This window comes from Dyella sp. 333MFSha (assembly GCF_900102405.1).
GTDB classification, from domain to species: Bacteria; Pseudomonadota; Gammaproteobacteria; order Xanthomonadales; family Rhodanobacteraceae; genus Luteibacter; species Luteibacter mycovicinus.
This window is the reverse complement of record NZ_FNBR01000002.1, coordinates 1208796-1228873: the sequence shown is the minus strand read 5'-3', so window position 1 is coordinate 1228873 and position 20078 is coordinate 1208796. Positions and strand designations below refer to the sequence as shown.

14 protein-coding genes and 1 riboswitch are annotated in these 20078 nt (G+C 65.9%); of the genes, 7 read left to right on the top strand and 7 right to left on the bottom strand.

Annotated features, from left to right (window positions below; all coding sequences use genetic code 11):
• Position 1: 1 nt before the first annotated feature.
• Together BLT40_RS12740 and glk are read right to left on the bottom strand one after the other, a co-directional pair.
• A complete protein-coding gene (locus tag BLT40_RS12740) occupies positions 2 to 2734 on the bottom strand; it encodes a TonB-dependent receptor (protein ID WP_090353601.1) in 2733 nt (910 codons plus the stop codon).
• Between the two features lie 90 nt (positions 2735 to 2824).
• Positions 2825 to 3850: a glucokinase gene (glk, locus tag BLT40_RS12735; RefSeq protein WP_255364005.1), complete on the bottom strand. Its 1026-nt coding sequence runs from the start codon at positions 3848 to 3850 to the stop codon at positions 2825 to 2827.
• Positions 3851 to 4178: 328 nt separating this feature from the next.
• On the opposite strand from glk, the gene BLT40_RS12730 reads away from it, so the two are divergent.
• The 3 genes from BLT40_RS12730 (at position 4179) to proP (ending at position 8618) form a co-directional block, all read left to right on the top strand.
• Positions 4179 to 5468, top strand: a complete 1290-nt coding sequence (locus tag BLT40_RS12730; RefSeq protein ID WP_036116805.1) for a sugar MFS transporter — start codon at positions 4179 to 4181, stop codon at positions 5466 to 5468.
• A 65-nt stretch (positions 5469 to 5533) separates the two neighbouring features.
• A complete protein-coding gene (locus BLT40_RS12725) occupies positions 5534 to 6562 on the top strand; it encodes a LacI family DNA-binding transcriptional regulator (RefSeq protein ID WP_036116807.1) in 1029 nt (342 codons plus the stop codon).
• 562 nt (positions 6563 to 7124) lie between these two features.
• Entirely contained in the window at positions 7125 to 8618 is a 1494-nt protein-coding gene (gene proP, locus BLT40_RS12720; protein ID WP_090353599.1) for a glycine betaine/L-proline transporter ProP, read from the top strand.
• Between the two features lie 75 nt (positions 8619 to 8693).
• Here the strand turns inward: proP and BLT40_RS12715 are convergent, their stop codons facing one another.
• From BLT40_RS12715 to zwf, 5 genes are all read right to left on the bottom strand, one after another.
• Positions 8694 to 9545 carry a DMT family transporter gene (locus BLT40_RS12715; protein WP_090353597.1) on the bottom strand — a complete coding sequence of 284 codons (852 nt, stop codon included), beginning with the start codon at positions 9543 to 9545 and terminating at the stop codon, positions 8694 to 8696.
• 222 nt (positions 9546 to 9767) lie between these two features.
• On the bottom strand, positions 9768 to 10412 hold the full coding sequence (eda, locus tag BLT40_RS12710) for a bifunctional 4-hydroxy-2-oxoglutarate aldolase/2-dehydro-3-deoxy-phosphogluconate aldolase (RefSeq protein WP_176809164.1): 645 nt from the start codon (positions 10410 to 10412) through the stop codon (positions 9768 to 9770).
• A 19-nt stretch (positions 10413 to 10431) separates the two neighbouring features.
• Entirely contained in the window at positions 10432 to 12243 is a 1812-nt protein-coding gene (gene edd / locus BLT40_RS12705) for a phosphogluconate dehydratase (protein WP_079521581.1), read from the bottom strand.
• 69 nt (positions 12244 to 12312) lie between these two features.
• On the bottom strand, positions 12313 to 13014 hold the full coding sequence (gene pgl / locus BLT40_RS12700) for a 6-phosphogluconolactonase (RefSeq protein WP_090353594.1): 702 nt from the start codon (positions 13012 to 13014) through the stop codon (positions 12313 to 12315).
• The gene (gene zwf, locus BLT40_RS12695) at positions 13011 to 14483 is read right to left on the bottom strand and encodes a glucose-6-phosphate dehydrogenase (RefSeq protein WP_079521665.1); all 1473 of its coding nucleotides are present in this window, start codon (positions 14481 to 14483) and stop codon (positions 13011 to 13013) included. Before zwf ends, pgl begins: the two co-directional genes overlap by 4 nt.
• A 237-nt stretch (positions 14484 to 14720) precedes the next feature.
• Here zwf and BLT40_RS12690 point away from each other — a divergent pair, with 237 nt between their 5' ends.
• The 4 genes from BLT40_RS12690 to BLT40_RS12675 all read left to right on the top strand — a co-directional run bounded on the left by BLT40_RS12690 (position 14721) and on the right by BLT40_RS12675 (position 20010).
• A complete protein-coding gene (locus BLT40_RS12690; protein ID WP_036118723.1) occupies positions 14721 to 15473 on the top strand; it encodes a GntR family transcriptional regulator in 753 nt (250 codons plus the stop codon).
• Between the two features lie 13 nt (positions 15474 to 15486).
• Positions 15487 to 16521: an SIS domain-containing protein gene (locus BLT40_RS12685; RefSeq protein ID WP_090353589.1), complete on the top strand. Its 1035-nt coding sequence runs from the start codon at positions 15487 to 15489 to the stop codon at positions 16519 to 16521.
• Positions 16522 to 16543: 22 nt separating this feature from the next.
• Positions 16544 to 17695 carry an N-acetylglucosamine-6-phosphate deacetylase gene (gene nagA / locus BLT40_RS12680; protein WP_090353586.1) on the top strand — a complete coding sequence of 384 codons (1152 nt, stop codon included), beginning with the start codon at positions 16544 to 16546 and terminating at the stop codon, positions 17693 to 17695.
• 32 nt (positions 17696 to 17727) lie between these two features.
• Positions 17728 to 17960: riboswitch (cobalamin riboswitch) on the top strand.
• A 154-nt stretch (positions 17961 to 18114) separates the two neighbouring features.
• The gene (locus BLT40_RS12675; protein WP_090353580.1) at positions 18115 to 20010 is read left to right on the top strand and encodes a TonB-dependent receptor domain-containing protein; all 1896 of its coding nucleotides are present in this window, start codon (positions 18115 to 18117) and stop codon (positions 20008 to 20010) included.
• Positions 20011 to 20078: the final 68 nt, after the last annotated feature.

The window sequence follows — 20078 nt, the reverse complement described above, 5'->3', positions numbered from 1 at the left end:
ATCAGAGGTCGAAGTGCACCGAGGCCATGTAGCGGCGACCGGTGGTGTACTTGGCGACCGGCATCGAGGTGACGGTCAGGTACTGCTTGTACTTCTCGTTGGTCAGATTCATGCCTGCGAGCGTGAACGAGACCGCCTTGTTGAGTTTCCAGCCGAGCGTGGCACCCAGGTCGCCATAGTCGGCCGTGGTGGCCGGCGGCGCACCGGCGATGTAACCGCCGGCCAGATACTTGCTGCGCCAGTTGTACGTGACGCGGGCACTGAAGGGACCGTTCTCGTAGTACGGGCTGATCGAGTAGGCGTTCTGCGAGTTGTACGGCAGGGCGCCGCCGGAATCGAGCGTACCCTTGGCGTAGGTATAGCTCGCCGTCGTGCCGAAGCCGGTATCCCAGAACGCCTGCTGATAGCTGATGCTGCCGCCGCGAACCTTGCCCGAGCCGGTATTGCGCGGACGGCTGATCGAGTACGTGCAGAAGCCGTCGGCGGTGCACAGACCCTGCGCGACCTGACGTGCGAACGTCGTCGGATCGTTGACCAGGCCGGAGTTGAACTGCGTCTCGTTGGCCGAGTCGACGACCGTGTAGTTGTCGATCTGCTTCAGGAAGCCAGTGACGGCCAGGTAGGACTGCGGTGCGAAATACCATTCGGCGGAGACCGAGTAGTTCTTCGACTTATAGTCCTTCAGGTCCGGGTTGCCACCCGAGCCGGTCAGCACCGAATCGTTGAGGAACAGGTTGTTCACCTGCATGTTGTACGGCGGACGCGCGATCACCTTGGCGGCTGCGGCACGCAGCACGACTTCATCGGTCAGGTCGTACGCGACGTTGAGGCTGGGCAGCCAGTTTTTCGACGTGCGCGACGAGGTCTGCCACGAACCGGCCGGTGCCGGGAGCACCGGGGCGCCGCTGTAGTTGAAGCCCGAGCCGTCGGTCTTGGTGTCGACGTAGCGGATACCGAAGTTGCCGTGGAAACCGCCACCCGCGAAATTCGCCTGGGCGTAAGCGGCATTGGTCTTTTCGACCAGATTATACGTGCCGTTGAGGTACGTACCCGGGTCTTCGTTGCCACCGTTGGTGTTACGCACCCACGCGTACTGTGCTGCCTTGTCCGGCATCACGTGGCTCGCGGAACCGTCGAGGCCATCGAGAGCGTCCAGCGTGTGGGTGAAACCGCCGAAGCCGAGCGCGGCAAGGTTGGTCGGTGCGTTGCCACCATAGACATGCGCCTGCATGCCTTCTTCATGACGATTCCAGCGGTAGCCGACGGCCACTTCGTTGATGAAGGAATCGAAATACTTCGAGAAGTCGAGCTGGCCGTACGTATCGCGCGACGAGGCGGAATAGTTGCCGTAGTTGCCCGGCCAGCCGCCGAGGCCGGCGACGTCACCCATATGCCAGTTGGCCGGATCGCGTGCGGCGGCGGGGCTGTCGAAATTGAAGCCCTTGTTGATGTCCCAGGTGTAACCGCCGGCGTAGACCGGCTCCATCACCGCCTGAGAAATGCTGTTGTTTTCGGCCTTGCTATAACCGGCGGCGCCGGACACCTTCCAGCTGTCGCCACGGTACTCGGACTTCAGGTCGAAGGCCGACGTGCGCACGACCGACTTGCGAATGTTGCTGTCGAACGTGTCCTGCGCGATGGCCGGGCAGTTCGGCGAGTCGTTGCCGCAGACATGGCCGCCCGTGACGACGCCGTTCGGACCCTGGTTGAAGCTGGTCACGTTACCCGGCGTGGCGCCGGTGAACGGATACAGCGACTGGTTCCAGTTGTCGAAGTTCTCGCGGACGAACAGGCTGTTGATGTCGATGTCCCAGTTGTTTGTGGGACGAATCTGGAAACCGAGCGTCGCGGTGTCGCGCTTGCGCTTCTGCTGGAACCAGGCCGAGTTGATCTCGTCGGGCACCTTGGCATTCGGGTCGAGCGTGCCATTGGCGATGCCGGCGGCGACGGCCGGGCTGGCGGCCCACTTGGATACCGGGCTGTAACTGAAGATCTCGAAACCCTGGCGGTCGATCTTCTCTTCGTAATGCTGGATGGAACTGATGATGCCGAAGGTCTTGCTGTCGTTATGCCAGCTGTACAGCGCCGAGCCGTTCGGGCGCGAGCCCGCGGTGCCCTGGTCGTTGTAGTTCAGGCCGAACGAACCGCGAACGGTGTTGGCCGGCAGGTCGAGCGGCTGCAACGTGTGCAGGAGCACGGTACCGCCAAGGCTGCCTTCGGTCAGGCGTGCTTCGGGCGACTTGTAGACTTCCAGGCGACCGACGATTTCCGGTGCCAGCATGGTGAAATCGAAGCCGCGGTTCGGCTGCGCGCCGTACTGCCACGGCGTCTGCGACACGGGCTGGCCGTTCAGGAACGTCAGGTTGAGGCTCGGATCGGTGCCATCGATCGACACGCGATCGCCCTGGCCGAACTGACGGTCGATGGTGACGCCCGGGATCTGCGTCATCGCTTCGGCGACGTTGGTGTTGGGGAACTTGCCGATGTCTTCGGCCGTCACGGCCTCGACGATCGCGTCGGCATTGCGCTTGGTGTCCAGCGACTTCTCGAGACTGGCCCGGATGCCGGTAACGGTGACGCCCTCGAGCTGCGCGGCCTTGGCGGCGTCAGCTTTTTCCTGGGCGGTCTGCGTCTTCGCAGGTGTTGTCGACGCGTCCTGCGCGGCGGCCATACCCGTGAAACAACACAATCCGGCGATGATGCTCGCCGCGAGCAGGTTTCTACGATGCGACATGGTGTCCTCCCCTCAGAGGAAAAGCTTTCGTTGCTATCGAAGGGTCTTGCGACCCGGTGGCTTACTGAGCCTGCGTTCCTTTCCCGCTCTTCACTGAGCGGTCGAACCGTGCAGGTAGAGACCGGCGGCACCGATCACTCCCAACTGTCCGTGGTCCATCAGACGTACCGGCACTTGCTGGAGAAAGGCGCGCATGACGCCCTTGTTGAAGAACCTGTTGGCAAAGCTGCTGGCGAGCAGGTGATCGCGGACCTGAGGCAGGATGCCGCCAGCCAGGAACACACCACCGCGTGCGCCGTAGAGCATCGCGAGATCGCCGACGAAACTGCCGAGCACGCCGCAGAACACATCCAGCGCTTCCACGGCGGCGGGATCGCTTCCGCTGAGTGCGGCGCTGGTGACAGCGGCCGGTTCGGTCAGGGTCGCGGGCGTCCCGCGCAGCGTCGAAATGGCTTTGTAGAGGTTGACGAGGCCCGGGCCCGAGAGGGCGGTCTCGTACGACACGTAATCGCGGCCGCGGGCGAGTTCGCCGAGGATGGCGACCTCGCGCTCGTTACCCGGCGCGAAGGAAATCTGACCGGCCTCGGTCGGCAGCACGGTGGCGTGCGGCGAGCCCGGCAGGAGCACCGCCGAACCCAGACCCGTACCCGGCCCCATCACCAGGACGGGACCCACGGCCGGCTCGGCGCTGGTCTCGATGATGGCGGTGGTTTCGTGGCTGCGCAGAAACTGGCAGGCGTAGGCCACCGCTTCGAAATCGTTGACCACGGCCAGGCCGTGCAGTCCGAGGGTCTCACGGATGTCACCGATGGAGACCGGCCAGGGCAGGTTCTCGTTGACGATGGCATCGCCCAGTACGTAACCGGCGCTGGCCACGGCGCAGTGTTCGATCGCTTCATGGCCGTCGAGACGGCCGATGAAATCGCCGAGCACGGCGGTCAGGCTGGGCCAGTCGGCGCAGGCATACCGCTCGTATATCAGGACATCGATGGCATTCGAACCGGACGAACGACGGACCAGGCCGATGCGGGCATGCGTTCCGCCCACGTCGGCGGCGATGAACGCCCCGGACCGCGACGCACGCAGAAGATCCCGCTGTTTGGCCGATTCGCCCACGCCCTGCCCCTTGATGCCCCTGATTCGTTTTCAGTCTGTGATTGGAATGACAACGTTGTCAACAGGACAAATGGCTAGGACATTGCGCAATCGATCACGCACTGCAGCAGGAAACGGTTTCACATGACGTCGACGGCCTCCACGACCTTGCGTCGCACGGCCTTCCGGCGGGCATGCGGTTGGCGCGCAAGCGGTTTGACGCGCCGCGACATCGAAAGTCAGAAAAGCGTGCGGCGGATTTCGTGGTGCGTTCGTTCCGATTGACAACGTTGCGCACACGAGTCAATAAAGGGACAAATTAGGGGCATACCACGTGAGGGGAACATCCATGTCGTCCACTGCAGGTGCTGTCGAAGAGACACGCCATTCCAGCCTGGTACCGATGATCATCATCGGCGTCCTGTTCTTCATCTTCGGCTTCGTGACGTGGCTCAACGGGCCGTTGATCACGTTCGTCAAGCTGGCCTTCAACCTGGACGACGTCAACGCCTTCCTCGTACCGATGGCCTTCTATCTCTCGTACTTCTTCCTCGCCCTGCCCTCGTCCTTCATCCTGAAGAAGACCGGCATGAAGAAGGGCATGGGGCTCGGCCTGTTCGTCATGGCCATCGGCGCCGTGATGTTCGGCCAGTTCGTCACGATGCGTATCTATCCGGGCGCACTCACCGGTCTGTTCGTGATCGGTGCCGGCCTCTCGCTGCTGCAGACCGCGTCCAATCCGTATATCTCGATCCTCGGTCCGATCGACAGCGCGGCACAACGCATCGCGTTCATGGGCATCTGCAACAAGATCGCCGGCGCGCTCGCACCGTTCGTGTTCGGTGCCGTGGTCATGAGCAACATCGGTTCGTTCGACAAGCAGATCGCCGCCGCGGCGACACCTGGCGAAAAAGACGCGCTGCTGGCCGCGTTCGCGGCCAAGGTGCACATGCCCTACATGGTGATGGCGGCACTGCTGGTCGTGCTCGCGGTCTGGGTGGTGCGTTCGTCACTGCCTGAAATCAAGGCGTCGCACGACAATTCCGAGCGGGCCATCGGTCACGACAAGGGCAGCGTTTTCAGCTTCCCGCATCTGTGGCTGGGCGTGCTCTGCCTGTTCGTGTACGTAGGTGTGGAAGTGATGGCCGGCGATGCCATCGGCACGTACGGTCAGGGCTTCGGCATGACGCCCGAAGACACCAAGCACTTCACCTCGTATACCTTGTTCGCCATGCTGCTCGGCTACGTCGCGGGCCTGCTGCTGATTCCGAAATTCGTGTCGCAGCAGCGCTATCTTGCGATTTCGGCGATTCTCGGTGTGCTGTTCTCGATCGGCACGTACGTGACCACCGGTTACACCTCGGTCGCCTTCGTCGCCGCGCTGGGTTTCGCCAACGCCATGATGTGGCCGGCGATCTTCCCGCTGGCGATCAAGGGGCTCGGTCGCCTGACCGAATTCGGCTCGGCCTTCCTGATCATGGGCATCGCCGGTGGCGCGCTCATCCCGCAGATTTTCGCGCACCTCAAGCAGGTCTATGACTTCCAGGCCGTGTTCCTCTGCGTGATGGTCCCCTGCTACCTGTACATCCTCTACTACGGCGCGGCCGGCCACCGGGTCGGCCAGCACGGCGGCAGGTAAGCCGGCATCTTCGCTCCGTGACGGCCATCCAGTAGGATGGCCGTCCTGCTATCGAGGGTCGTAGATTGCGAAGCCCTACCATCAAGGACGTGGCCGAACGGGCCGGCGTGTCACTGAAGACCGTCTCCCGTGTCATCAACCACGAGCCGTCCGTCCACGCCCGCACCCGTGAAAAGGTGCAGCGCGCTATCGATGCGCTGGATTACCAGCCCGACCAGGCCGCCCGCAGCCTGCGCAGCCAGCGCACGTATGCGCTGGGCCTGGTGTATGACAATCCCAATGCGCACTACGTCATCGCCATGCAGAATGGCGTGCTCTCGGTCTGCCGCGAGCGCGGTTTCGGCCTGCAGATCCATCCCTGCGATTCGTCGCTGCCCAAGCTGGCCGATCAGCTGTGCGATCTGGTCCGGCGCAACCGGCTGGCCGGCCTCGTTCTTTGCCCGCCGATGTCCGAGCAGCCGAAGCTGCTCGCCGCGCTGACCGAGCAGAAGGTGCCGTTTGTCCGCATCATTTCCGCGCGGCAGGATCCCCAGGACGGCTGGCCGTGCGTTTTCGTCGACGACCGCGACGCGGCGTATGCCATTACCGAGCATCTGATCCAGCTGGGCCATCACCGCATCGGCTTCCTCTGGGGTGGCAAGGAGCACCGGTCGAGCCCGGAGCGCTATCAGGGTTATGAGGATGCGCTGCGCGAATATGGCCTGCCGGTCGACAAGAAGCTGGTGGTTGAGGGCGACTATTCGTTCGACGATGGTTTTCGTGGCGCGCGCAAGCTGCTTGCGCTGAAGGAGCCGCCTACCGCGATCTTTGGCTCCAACGACGAGATCGCAGCCGGTGTCCTTGCTGCCGCGCGTTCGGGCGGTGTCGACGTGCCGTGGGAGCTGTCGATCGCCGGTTTTGAGGACAGTCCGTTTTCGAAGCAATCGTGGCCTGCGCTGACCACCGCGCGGCAGAACACCGAGGAAATCGGCCGGCATGCGGCGCAGCGGTTGATCGCGGAGCTCGAACACGACGATCCGGCGCATGTGCTGGCCAACGAGGGCTTCAGTCCGGATCTGGTGGTGCGTGGATCGACGGCGCCGCGGCGGCTCTGAGGCGGTTCGGGTTCGGGTTCCGGCTCGGCTTCGCCATTGCGGCGGGATTTGCACTGAGGGCAGGGCGCCGTCGGGTGCCATTCTCGTCGCTAGGTCCTCCTACGGCCTTCGCCTTCGTGCGGAAGCGCTCCGAGAACGGCACCCGACGGCGCCTTCCATGCGGTGCGGTTTAGGGGCGGCGAGCGCAAAGCGGCGTCCCGGCTCAGAACCGCGCTTTGCTCGCGCCGAAATGCGATGCCACGTATGGAGGGGAGTCGTTGGCTGCCGTTCCTGGAGCGCTTCCGCACGAAGGCGAAGGCCGTAGGAGGACCTAGCGACAGGAACGGCAGCCAACGGCTCCCCCGCCGCCACACACCCCCATCTACAGCCTTTTAACACCTTTTTTCCTATACTTCCCGGGTTGTCCGCGCCGCGTCGTGCTTCGATGCATCTTGCCGGCAACCACCGAGTCCCTTTAGCGGACCGTTCGCGCGCCGCCGTCTGGCCTGGCGCATCCCTTTCGATGGGCGGTATGCACCGGCTGCGTATGCGTGTGCCCGCTCGCGTGACAGGATTTATCTCCATGCAGGACCGACACGGGCAAGAAGCCCATTTCGGCTGGTTTACCCGCCGCCGCAAACATCTCAAGCCCGATGATCTGACCATCGTCGACGAGTCCATGCTCAGGCGTGCCGTGGGTGCCGCCGCACTCGGCAACGCGATGGAATGGTTCGATTTCGGTGTCTACGGCTACCTCGCCGTGACGCTCGGCCATGTCTTCTTTCCAGGGAGCAGCCCGACCGCGCAGGTGATCGCGACCTTCGCGACGTTTACCGTCGCGTTTCTCGTGCGGCCGATCGGTGGACTGGTCTTCGGGCCACTCGGCGATCGCTTCGGGCGGCAGAAGGTGCTGGCGGCGACGATGATCATGATGGCGGCGGGGACGTTCGCCATCGGCCTGATTCCCAGCTACGCCACGATTGGTTTGTGGGCACCGGCGCTGCTGTTGCTCGCACGACTGCTGCAGGGTTTCTCGACCGGCGGTGAGTATGGCGGTGCGGCGACCTTCATCGCCGAATACTCGACCGATGCGCGACGCGGACAGATGGGCAGCTGGCTCGAGTTCGGAACGTTGGGCGGTTACATCGCGGGTGCCGGTGTGGTGACCGCGCTGACGACGCTGCTCACCACCGGGCAGATGCTGGACTGGGGTTGGCGCGTACCGTTCCTGGTGGCGGGTCCGCTGGGCCTGCTCGGGCTTTACATGCGCATGAAGCTCGAAGAGACCCCCGCATTCAAGGCGCATGCCGATGCGATGGAGGCGGCGGGCGACATGCCGCGCGTATCGTTGAAGGAGCTCGTCTCCGTGCATGGCCCGCAGCTGCTGAAATGCATCGGCCTCGTGCTGGTCTTCAACGTCACCGACTACATGTTGCTGACCTACATGCCGAGCTATCTCACGGTGACGATGGGATACAGCGAGGCCAAGGGCCTGTTGCTGATCCTCATCGTGATGCTGGTGATGATGCCGCTCAATGTGGTGGGCGGTTTCTTCAGCGATCGTCTTGGCCGTCGTCCGATGATCATCGGTGCGTGTACCGCGATGTTCGTGCTCGCCATCCCTTGCATGTGGCTGGTGGGCACGGGCAACGACTGGCTGATCTTCGCGGGCCTCATGGGACTCGGCATCGCGCTCGTCTGCTTTACCAGCACGATGCCCGCCACGTTGCCGGCGTTGTTCTATACGCCGGTGCGTTACAGCGCGCTGTCCATTGCGTTCAACATCTCGGTGTCGCTGTTCGGCGGCACGACGCCGCTGGTGACCGCATGGCTCGTCGAGCGCACGGGCGATCCGATGCTGCCGGCGTATTACCTGATGGGCGCGGCGGTGATTGGCATCGTCACGATGCTCTTCGTACGCGAGACGGCGGGGCTGCCGTTGCGTGGGTCGCCGCCGGCGGTGGCGGACCATGCGGCAGCGAAGGAACTACTCGCGGGGGATGCGCCGTTGACGGTGGATGAGACGTTGCCGGTGGCGGCGGTGTCCGAGGGTCATGCGGAGCCCGTTGCTCGCTGATGAGCGTCGCCAGCAGGGCTGGCTCCTACCCGGTCGCGACGGACGGGTGGGAGCTTACGCTGTTGGCGATCGGGATCAGGCCCCGGTCATGATCCCGATCGCCGCGATGGCGATGGCCAGGCCCGTCCAGTTCAGCCAGGTCAGTTTTTCGCGGAAGGCGATCGCGCCGACCAGCGCGCCGAGCACCATCACCCCCACGTTCATCGATGCGAACACCAGCGACGGATCGTTGGGCAGCGCGATATGTCCGCGGATGTAGAAAAGAATGTTGGCGAAGTTGGCGGCTCCCAGCAGCACGCCGAAGCCGATGCTGCGCGGCGAGAGGGGCGCCTTACGCGCGATCGCCCGTCCGATCACGACGATCCAGCAGAGCACCATGGCGATCAGGAACGAGGCGAGCATCGCACTGGGGAAGGGTGCACCGGCCTTGGCGAGCATCTTGAAGCAGATGTCGATCACGCCGAAGCCGACGAAGACGGCAAGCGGTGCGGTCCAGCCGGCCCGATCGGTCTGCCCGCGATCCCGGCGCCAGAGCACGCACAGGACGGCGACGAAGGCGAGGGCGATGCCCAGGCCCTTGCGCTCGGTCATGACGTCGCCGAGGAAAGCGAACGCGGCGATCAGCGAGAAGAACAGCGACAGGCGCTGGGCGACGTCGGTGCGAACGATGCCCGCACTGCGGACGGATCGCGCCAGCATCACGAAGATGGCGGGGAGAAAGACGCCTAGCAGGAGGAGGGGGACGTAGGTCTCCTTCGCCGCGACGGCGGCCTGCGGCGTGGCGCCGAGCAGCCCGTACGCCATGGCGGCGGCCACTATGTAGTTGGTGGCGACGGCCTGGAAGATGTCGACGTTCGCGCGGCGCGCGAGTTTGAGCAGCACGGACACGGCCACGCTGAAGGCGATGGCTAGGGCGATGTAGAGCATGGCTGGGAGGGCCGGTGAGGCTTGGGGTGCGAAGGATCGCATGTGGATGGGGCGGGTTACGAGCCAGACGCCGCTTTGTGGGATCGGACAGCTGGCTCGTTGCGGTGCAAAGCCTCATTCGCGATAGGGCGGGTGAGGGTTCGCGCGCGGGGCGCGCTCCTACGTACGCACGGCGTGGGCGTGGGGCGTGCTAATACGTCAGGCGCGGGGCGCGCTCCTACGTTAGCGGCGCAGTTGCGCCGCTTCGCGCGCGAGGGCTTCGATGGCGGGCCAGTCGGAGGTGGCGAGCAGGTTGGCGGGGGTCAGCCACGAACCGCCGACGCAGACGACGTTGGGCAGCGCGAGGAACTCGGGTGCGTTGGCGAGGCTGACGCCGCCGGTGGGGCAGAAGCGGATCTGCGGCAGCGGGCTGGCCCAAGCACCGATGAGCTTCGGGCCGCCGGCCGGAATGGCCGGGAAGAACTTCTGGAAGCGATAACCACGCTCCAGCAGTTCCATGGCCTCGCTGGACGTCGCCGCGCCGGGAAGCAGCGGCAGCTCGTGATCGTCGGCGGCATCGAGCAGACGCGGCGCGCTGCCCGGCGACACGGCGAACTTCGCGCCGGCCTTGTAAGCGTTCTCGAGGTCGCGAGCGGTCAGCACCGTTCCCACACCGACGAAGGCCCCTTCGACTTCCGCGGCGATCGCGCGGACGGCGTCGAGTGCGGCGGGCGTACGCAGGGTGACTTCGATGGCGGGGATGCCACCGGCGACCAGCGCGCGCGCCATGCCGACCGCCTTCGAGGCGTCCTCGATGATGACGACCGGCACCACCGGCGCCAGGCGCAGCGTGGACTCGACACTCTGTTGCTTCGCTTCGTTACTCATCAGGAACTGCTCCAAAGGATCAGAAAACGCCGGCACCGAGGTCGGCCGTGACGGCGGACTGACGGAACATGGCGAAGAGCTCGCGGCCCATGCCGGTGTGGTGCATGGCCAGATCGATGTTGTCGGGGATGCGGCTGTTCCACTCGTCCGCGTCGACCAGGACCTCAATGGTACCTGCCACGGCATCGAGACGAACCATGTCGCCCGTGCGCACGCGGGCGATGGGACCGCCGGCTTCCGCCTCGGGGGTCACGTGGATCGCGGCAGGCACGCGCCCCGACGCCCCGGACATGCGACCGTCGGTGAGCAGGGCGACGCGATGCCCGCGATCCTGCAGCAGGCTCAGCGTCGGCGTGAGCTTGTGCAACTCCGGCATGCCACGCGCGCGCGGCCCCTGAAAGCGCACCACGGCGATGAAATCGCGATTGAGCTCACCGCGATCGAACGCGGCTTTGACGTCGTCCTGCTCGTCGAAGACGATCGCCGGTGCCTCGACGATCATGCGATCTTCCGGCACGGACGAGATCTTGATCACGCCGCGACCGACATTGCCCTTGAGCATGCGCAAGCCACCGTCATGACGGAACGGCTCCGCGATAGTGCGCAGTACGCCGCGGTTGCCGCTTTCCTTCGAGACCGGCTTCCAGACCAATGCGTCGCCTTCGAGAACGGGCGTGGTGCGATAGGCATCCAGGCCGCGGCCCATGATCGTGTCGACGTCGCCGTGCAGCAGGCCGGCATCGAGCAGCTGATCCATCAGGAAGCCCATGCCGCCGGCTTCGTGGAAGTGGTTCACGTCGGCGTAGCCGTTCGGATAGACGCGTGCGAGCAACGGCACGACCGCGGACAGCGCATCGAAGTCGTCCCAGCGCAGTTCCACGCCGGCCGCGCGTGCGATGGCGACGAGATGCAGCAGATGGTTGGTCGAGCCGCCCGTCGCGTGCAGTCCGATCACGCCGTTCACGATGGAGCGCTCGTCGACGATACGGCCGATCGGCAGGTATTCATCGCCCAGCGCATCGATCGCCAGCACGCGCTCCACCGTGGCGCGCGTGAGGGCGTCACGCAGCGGCGTATCCGGCGCCTCGAAGCTCGCGCCCGGCAGATGCAGGCCCATGATCTCCATCAGCATCTGGTTGGAGTTCGCGGTGCCGTAGAACGTGCAGGTACCCGACCCGTGATACGAACGCGCTTCCGCGTCGAGCAGTTCCGCGCGTGTCGCCTTGCCGGCGGCGAAGGCCTGACGGACCTTCGATTTCTCTTCGTTCGGAATACCGGACGGCATCGGACCCGACGGCACGAACGCGCTGGCGAGATGGCCGAAGCTCAGCGCGCCGATCAGCATGCCCGGCACGATCTTGTCGCAGATGCCGAGATACAGCGCGCCTTCGTACATGTCGTGCGAGAGCGATACGGCGGTCGCCATGGCGATGAGGTCGCGCGAGAACAGCGACAGCTCCATGCCCGGACGACCCTGGGTGACGCCGTCGCACATGGCCGGCACGCCACCGGCGACCTGCGCGGTGGCGCCGAAGTCTCGTGCGATCCGACGGATCAGTTCCGGGTAGCGCTCGTACGGCTGATGCGCCGAGAGCATGTCGTTGTACGAGGTGACGATGGCGATATTCGACGCGTGGCCGTTGCGCAGCGCGTCCTTGTCGTTCTCACCGCACGCGGCGAAACCGTGCGCGAGATTGCCGCACGACAGGTGATGGCGTTTGGCGCCCGTCCCGCGGGCGGCGTCGATCCTGGCGAGGTACGCGGCGCGCGAGGTGCGACTGCGCTCGACGATACGCTGCGTCACCTCGGCAACGATGGGATGAAGGGTCATGGCGTGTTCCTGAGGCTTTGACCGGGCGGTCGGTGCCGCGCGCCTGACGCGCGGCGGTTGAACGATGGATCAGGCGGCCCAGTAGACGTCCACGGGCACGCGGTCCTGCTTGAGCACGGCGGCGATCGGGAAGTCTTCACCGGCCTGAGCCCTGGCGAGCACGTCTTTCTTGTCCGCACCTTCGATGTGCAGGTAGAGCGTGCGCGTATCGAGCACGCGCGGCAGGCTGAGCGTGATGCGCGGCTCACCCGCACCGCCGGCACGCATCGAGAGCACGCTCCGCGTACCGTTGAGGTCGAGCGCTTCGGCGAGGTGGTCGCCGCCGGGGAAAAACGACGCGGTGTGGCCGTCCGGACCCATGCCGAGCACGACGACATCGAACGGCTTGCCGAGCGCGTCGACCTTCTCGCCCACGCCCTGGAGCGCGGCATCGACGTCGTCGGCATGCGCCTTGTCGAACAGCGGCAGGAAGGCGGCGACGTGCGCTTCGTGCGCGATCAGGGTGTTCCTGACCATGCGCGCATTGGAACGCTCGTTGTCTTCGTCGACCCAGCGCTCGTCGACCAGCGTGATGGTGACCTTCGACCAGTCGATCTCCTGCTCGGCGAGCACGGCGAACATGACCTTGGGCGTGCCGCCGCCGGAAACGGCGATGCTGGCCTTGCCGCGCGCCTTGATCGCGGCGTCGAGCTTGCCGGCGATGTCGCGCGCCAGCGCATCGGCGAGAGTGAGCTTATCGGCGAAATCGTGCTGATGGATCTTGGCGTTCATGCTGCGTCCTCGGCCCAGGTACGGCCATCGCGTTCAATGAGCGCCACGGCGGCGCTCGGACCCCAGGTACCCGCGGTGTACGGCTTCGGCGTATCGCCGCTGCCCTCCCAGGCTTCGAGGATGGGACCGGCCCAGTTCCATGCGGCTTCGACTTCGTCGCGGCGCATGAACAGGGTCGGGTTACCACGCACGACGTCGAGGATCAGCCGCTCGTAGGCATCGGGCTGCTGCACGCCGAACGCCGCCGCGAAACTCATGTCGAGCGGCACGTGGCGCAGGCGCAGGCCACCCGGACCCGGATGCTTGATGGTCAGCCACAGCTTGACGCCCTCGTCCGGCTGCAGACGCAGCGTCAGGCGGTTGGGCAGCAGCGGACCGTTGGTGGGATCGAAGATGGAATGCGGCAAGGCGCGGAACGTCACCACGATCTCCGAGACCCGGCTAGGAAGGCGCTTGCCGGTGCGCAGGTAGAACGGCACACCCGCCCAGCGCCAGTTACCGATCTCCGCCTTGAGGGCGACGAAGGTTTCGGTCCTGGACTGGTCGCTGCCGAGTTCGTCGAGATAGCCCGGGACGCCCTGACCTTCGGCCGCGCCGGCGCGGTACTGCCCGCGCACGGTGAGGTTGCCGGCGTTGCTGGCGTTGATCGGGCGCAGCGAACGCAGCACTTTGAGTTTTTCGTCACGCACGGCATCGGGCGCCAGCGACGAAGGCGGCTCCATGGCGAGCATGCAGACCAGCTGCAGGATGTGGTTCTGGACCATGTCGCGCAGCGCGCCGGCACGATCGTAGTAGCCCGCGCGATGACCGACGCCGACCGTCTCGGCGACGGTGATCTGCACGTGGTCGATGTGCTGGGCATTCCACAGCGGCTCGAACAGGGCGTTGCCGAAGCGCAGCGCCAGCAGGTTCTGCACCGTTTCCTTGCCGAGGTAATGATCGATCCGGTAGGTCTGCGACTCGTTGAAGACCCGGGCCACCGCGTCGTTGATCGCGTTGGCGCTTTCCAGATCGCGACCGATCGGCTTCTCCAGCACCACGCGCGAGCGCTCGCCGTTGAGACCGAGCGACCCGAGGCGCTGGCAGATGTCGGTGAAGATGTCCGGCGCGGTCGACAGGTAGAACACGCGGATGTGCTGCGCCTGCTGCTGCATCAGCGCGGCGAATTCATCCCAGCCTTCTTCCTTGCGCGCGTCGAGCGAGCGGTAGGAAACCATCTGGATGAACGCGTCCAGCTGGGCCGGAGCCACGTGGGACACGCCTTTCTCGACCGAGGAGCGGACCAGGTCGCGGTAGCCCGCATCGTCGAGGGCCTCGCGGGCCACGCCGATGAGGCGGCTGCTGGGCTGGATCTGGCCGTCCACGAAGCGATGGAACAGCGCGGGAAGAAGCTTGCGGACGGCGAGGTCGCCGGTGCCGCCGAAGATGACCAGATCGAAAGGTTCGATCGGGAGGAGATGAGCGCTCACGACAGTGGCCTGCTGGGATCGATGGGTATGCCGACGGATCGTACCAGTGACATACCAGGTCATACCAGCCCCGTACCACTCAGCGCGGCGTTTCCCGTCGCGTTTCAAGGCGATCGCGCCGCAAAAACGTTTACGGTCCTGCTTTGTATCGTGCAAACGCTTGTTTGAATCCCCCACTGGTATTCGCCGGCCTGGACAGTCTTGCCGCAGTGGTCGTTGATTGGTATCTTCTCGACCATGGAAAGCGCCCTCGTCGCCGAATACCAACGCCTGCAGTACGACCCGGCCGCCCGGCAGCCGCTGGCGTACATGCGCCTGCGTCGCGCCATCCGCAACGTGATCGAAAACGGCGAGGTGCAGGTCGGCCATGCGCTGCCCAGCGAGCGCGACCTGGCCAGGGCCCTCACCCTGTCCCGGGTCACCGTGCGCAAGGCCATCGGCGGCCTGGTCGAGGATGGTCTGCTCACGCAGCGTCATGGCGCGGGCACCTTCGTGTCCGAGCGCATCGTCAAGCCGCTGTCGCGGATGACCAGTTTCACCGAGGATCTTCGCGCCCGCGGCCTCAATCCGCGCTCGGAGTTCTTCGAACGCGCCATCGGTGAGGTCACGCCGGAAGAAGCCATGGCGATGAATCTCTCACCCGGCACCCAGGTGGTCCGGCTGCACCGCCTGCGCTACGCGGGCGACGAGCCGCTGGCGATCGAGCGCAGCGCCGTGCCGCTCAACCTGCTGCCCGACCCCAGCCTGGTCGAGGATTCCCTCTACGAAGCGCTCGACACGCTGGGCAACCGCCCGCGACGCGCGTTGCAACGCCTGCGCGCGGTGGTGCTGGGCCCTGCCCAGACCCGGCTGCTCCGGCTCGGCGCCGGCAGTGCCGGCCTGAATATCGAGCGGCGCAGCTTCCTCGACGACGGCCGCATCGTCGAGTTCACGTGTTCCTGGTATCGCGGGGACATCTACGACTTCGTCGCCGAACTGCAGAGCGACTGACGGACCCTTCTTCATGACGATCCAGCCGCAAGACACCCTGATGTACCGCGAAGCGCACGAGACCGCCGAGGTCGTCGAGCGGCAGCTTGCCCTTAACGACGCCGTGATCGGCGCCCTTGCCGAACGCCTGCGCGCGAATCCGCCGCGCATGGTGATCACCTGCGCCCGTGGCAGCTCGGATCACGCGGCCATGTACGCGAAGTACGTATTCGAAACGCAGCTGGGCGTCGTCACCGCCTCGGCCTCGCCGTCGGTCACCTCGATTTACCACGCCGCGCAGCGCCTCGATGGCGCGCTTTACGTCGCCGTATCCCAGTCGGGCAAGAGCCCGGATCTGGTCCGCAACGCCGAGGCCGCGAAGAAGGCCGGTGCGTACGTCGTGGCGCTGGTCAACGTGATCGACTCGCCGCTGGCGGACGTCGCGGACGTGGTCGTCCCGCTGCACGCGGGTCCGGAAACCAGCGTCGCCGCGACCAAGAGCTATCTCGGCGCGCTGTTCGCGATTCTGCATATCGCCGCCCGCTGGAGTGGCAAGGCCGAGATCGCCGACGCCCTTGTCGCGTTGCCCGCGCAGCTGCGCCAGGGCTGGGATGCCGACTGGTCGTCGCTGACGGAAGGCCTCGTCGATGCGCACAACCTGTTCGTGGTCGGTCGTGGCTTCGGCTTCGCCGGTGCGCTGGAAGCGGCGCTCAAGTTCAAGGAAACCTGCGGCCTGCATGCCGAAGCCTTCAGCGCGGCCGAAGTGAAACACGGCCCGATGGCGCTGGTCGGCCCGGACTTCCCGGTGCTCTTCTTCGCGCAGAACGACGACACGCTCCCGGGCGTGCTCGATGTCGCCGCCGAGTTCCGCAAGCGTGGCGCCAATGTCTGGATCGCCGCGCCGGGTGCGACGGGTGAGGGTGTGCTGCCGCTGGTCGCCACCGCACCGATCGCCGCGCCGCTGATCACGGTGCAGAGCTTCTACCGCGCCACGGCGGCGCTCGCGCTGAAGCGCGGCTTCAATCCAGACGTGCCGCCGCACCTGAATAAAGTCACCGAGACCGTCTGACCGCCACCCTCAAGGAATCGCCATGACCCTCGCCCTCGTCAACGGCCGTGTGCTTACCGACAACGGATTCCAGAGCGGCTTTGCCGTGCTGGTCGACGATGGAAAGATCACCGGACTGGCGCTGCCGTCCGATCCGCGCGTGCGCGCGGCGGAGCGCCATGACCTCGGCGGTCGCACCTTGCTGCCCGGCTTCATCGACTGCCAGGTCAACGGCGGCGGCGGCGTGTTGTTCAACGATTCACCGACGGTCGACGCGATCCGCACGATCGGCGAGGCACACGCGAGATTCGGCACCACGGGTTTTCTGCCCACGCTGATCAGTGACGACGCGGACGTCATGGCGAAAGCCATCGATGCCGTGAACGACGCGGTCGCCCAGGGCGTGCCGGGCGTGCTCGGCATCCATCTGGAAGGCCCGTTCATCGCACCCGAGCGCAAGGGCGTGCACGACCCGGCCAAGTTTCGCATCGCCGATGCCGACGATGTCGCGATGGTCGCGCGGCGCCACGGCGGCGTGACCCTGCTGACGCTGGCTCCCGAGCGCGCTTCCGCGGAAGTACTCCAGCAGCTGGTCGCCAACGGCGTCATCGTGGCCGCGGGCCACACGGCCGCCGACTACGAGACCACGCGCCATGCACTGGCGACGGGCGTGCGCGGCTTCACCCATCTGTTCAACGCGATGACACCCTTCACCAGCCGCGAGCCTGGCGTCGTCGGTGCCGCGCTCGAAGACCAGGCCAGCTGGTGCGGTCTGATCGTCGACGGCCACCACGTGCACCCGACCTCGCTGCGTGTCGCCATCGCGGCGAAGGCGCCACGGAAGATGATGCTGGTCACCGACGCGATGCCGCCCGTGGGGTCGGACAATCCGAACTTCGTGCTCAAGGGCGAAACCATCACCGTGCGCGACGGCGTCTGCCAGACGGCGGACGGCACGCTGGCCGGCTCCGCGCTGGACATGGCCACGGCCGTGCGCAATACGGTCGACATGGTTGGCGTGGCCTACGACGAAGCCGCGCGCATGGCGTCGACGTATCCGGCCGCGTTCCTCGGCCTCGGCGCCACCCACGGTCATATCGCCGCCGGTTACCGCGCCGACTTCGTCGTGATGGACGAGACCCATACGGTGATCGAAACCTGGATCGGCGGCGAGCGCGTTTACGCCGCAGGCTGATCGGGCGGTCGTGACAGCGCCCCACCCTCCGGTTAAAGTCGCGGGGTTCGGGTGTCCCCGGGGCGTCGCGCCACGGGGATGAAACGGGAAGCCGGTGCGCCGCCTCTGCGGCAAGGCCGGCACTGCCCCCGCAACGGTAAGCGCCCGGGGTCGTCACGGCCCCTCGGACACGGCTTCAGCCACTGCGACAGCGGGAAGGCGCCGGTCCGACACCCCCTCGGGGACGGCGTGAGTCCGGAGACCGGCCCGACGACGCGCCCCGTGAGCCATCCCGGGGCGTCGTCCCGTTTCGGGCGATTCGCGGAGGGCGAATCCGGACAGTCATCCGGGTTCCGCCCGTGTGCCGTTCGCCGTATGTCCTCCTCGCGCGCCCTTTGAGCTACGCATTGCCGCGCTATGCGGCGGAGGAAGACCGTTCCATGAAGAAGACCCTGCTCGCGGCAGCCCTGCTGTCGTCGATCGCCGCTGCCCACGCGGCCGACGCCCCTGACGCCCTCGATCCCGTGATCGTCACCGCGACCCGCACGGCCACGCCGCTGGACGAGGTACTCGCCCCGGTGACCGTGATCACCCACGAAGACATCGAGCGTCTGCAGCCGCGTAACGTCCAGGACCTGCTCGCCGGCCTGCCCGGCGTGGTCATGGCCAACACCGGCGGTATCGGCCAGCAGACCTCGCTGTTCATGCGTGGCAGCAACTCCTCGCACACGCTGGTCCTCGTGGACGGTGTCCGTGTGGGTACCGTGGGCGCGGGTCTGCCGGCTTACGAGCAGCTGCCGGTCGAGCAGATCGACCACATCGAGGTCGTCCGCGGTCCGCGCTCGAGCCTTTACGGGTCCGACGCGATCGGCGGCGTCATCCAGATCTTCACCCGCCACGGCCAGGCCGGCGAAGCGCCCACCCCGAGCCTCTCGGTCACCGGCGGCAGCCACGGCTACACCGCCGGCCAGGTCGGCGTGTCGGGCGGCACGACCCACGGCTGGTACAACGCCAGCCTCGGCGGCCAGTACACCTCGGGCATCAACGCCTGCCGCATCGGCGCGGGCACGGCGTTCAAGGGCTGCTTCACCGACGAGCCGGACCATGACGCCTATCGCACGTACAACGGCGCACTGTCGGGCGGTTACCGCTGGGACGACGGCACCGAGCTCACCGGCAGCTGGCTGCGCAGCAAGGGCGATATCGAATACGACGGCGACTACCAGAACCTGACCCGACGCTCGCAGCAGGTCGCCGGCGCGAAGCTGGCTTTCGACGTGCTGTCCGCATGGCGCATGTCGGTCAGTCTGGGCCAGAACCAGGACCGCGCCGACAACTACCTCAACGGCGCCGACAAGGGCTATTACGACGCAGACTTCAACTACGTCACCGGTGCCGACAAGCTGCGCGTGGGATATCTGTACTCTAAGCGCAATCAGGGTTCCTGGCAGAACGACTTCACGCTGGCCCCGGGCCAGACGCTGAGCGCCGGCGTCGACTACCAGCAGGAAAAGCTGAGCAGCGACACGGAATACCTCAAGGACACCCGCAACAATACGGGCGTGTTCGCGCTGTACCAGGGCGTGTTCGGCCCGCATGAGATCCAGCTGTCGGCCCGCCACGACCACAACACCCAGTTCGGCAACCACACGACCGGCTCGGCCGCCTATGGCTTCCGTTTCGACAACGGCATGAAGGTCACGGCCTCTTATGGCACCGCCTTCCACGCGCCGACCTTCAACGACGAGTACTACCCGTATGGCGTGCCCACGGTGAACCTCAAGCCGGAGAAGTCGCGCACCGCCGAGATCGGCCTGTCGGGTCGTCCGGGCATCTGGAACTGGGCCGTCAATGCCTACCAGAGCCAGGTCGACGACCTGATCGGCTACGACGCGAACTTCCTGCCGGTCAACGTCAGCAAGGCCCGCCTGCGCGGCCTCGAAGGCCAGGTGGGCGCGGACGTCGATGGCTGGCACGTGCGCGGCTACCTGACGCTGCAGCAGCCGCTGGACCGGGACAGCGGGTTCGAGAAGGACAACATGCTGGCCCGCCGTCCGCGTCGCACCGGTCGCGTGGATCTGGACAAGGACCTGGGCGCGCTGACGCTGGGTGGCTCGGTCTACGCCTCGGGTTACAGCTACGACGATGCGGCCAATACGACGCGTCTGGGTGGCTACACGACCGCGGATCTGCGTGCCACCTGGCACCTGGACGATGCCTGGAGCGTGCAGGGCCGGGTCGCGAACGTGGCGGACAAGCGGTACGAGACGGCGGCGTATTACAACCAGCTGGGGCGGACCTACTATGTGACCGTGCGGTTCTCGCCCGTACGCTGAGGGAGCACCGTGTAGGAGCGCGCCTGCGCGCGATGTTTCACGGCATCGCGCGCAGGCGCGCTCCTCCC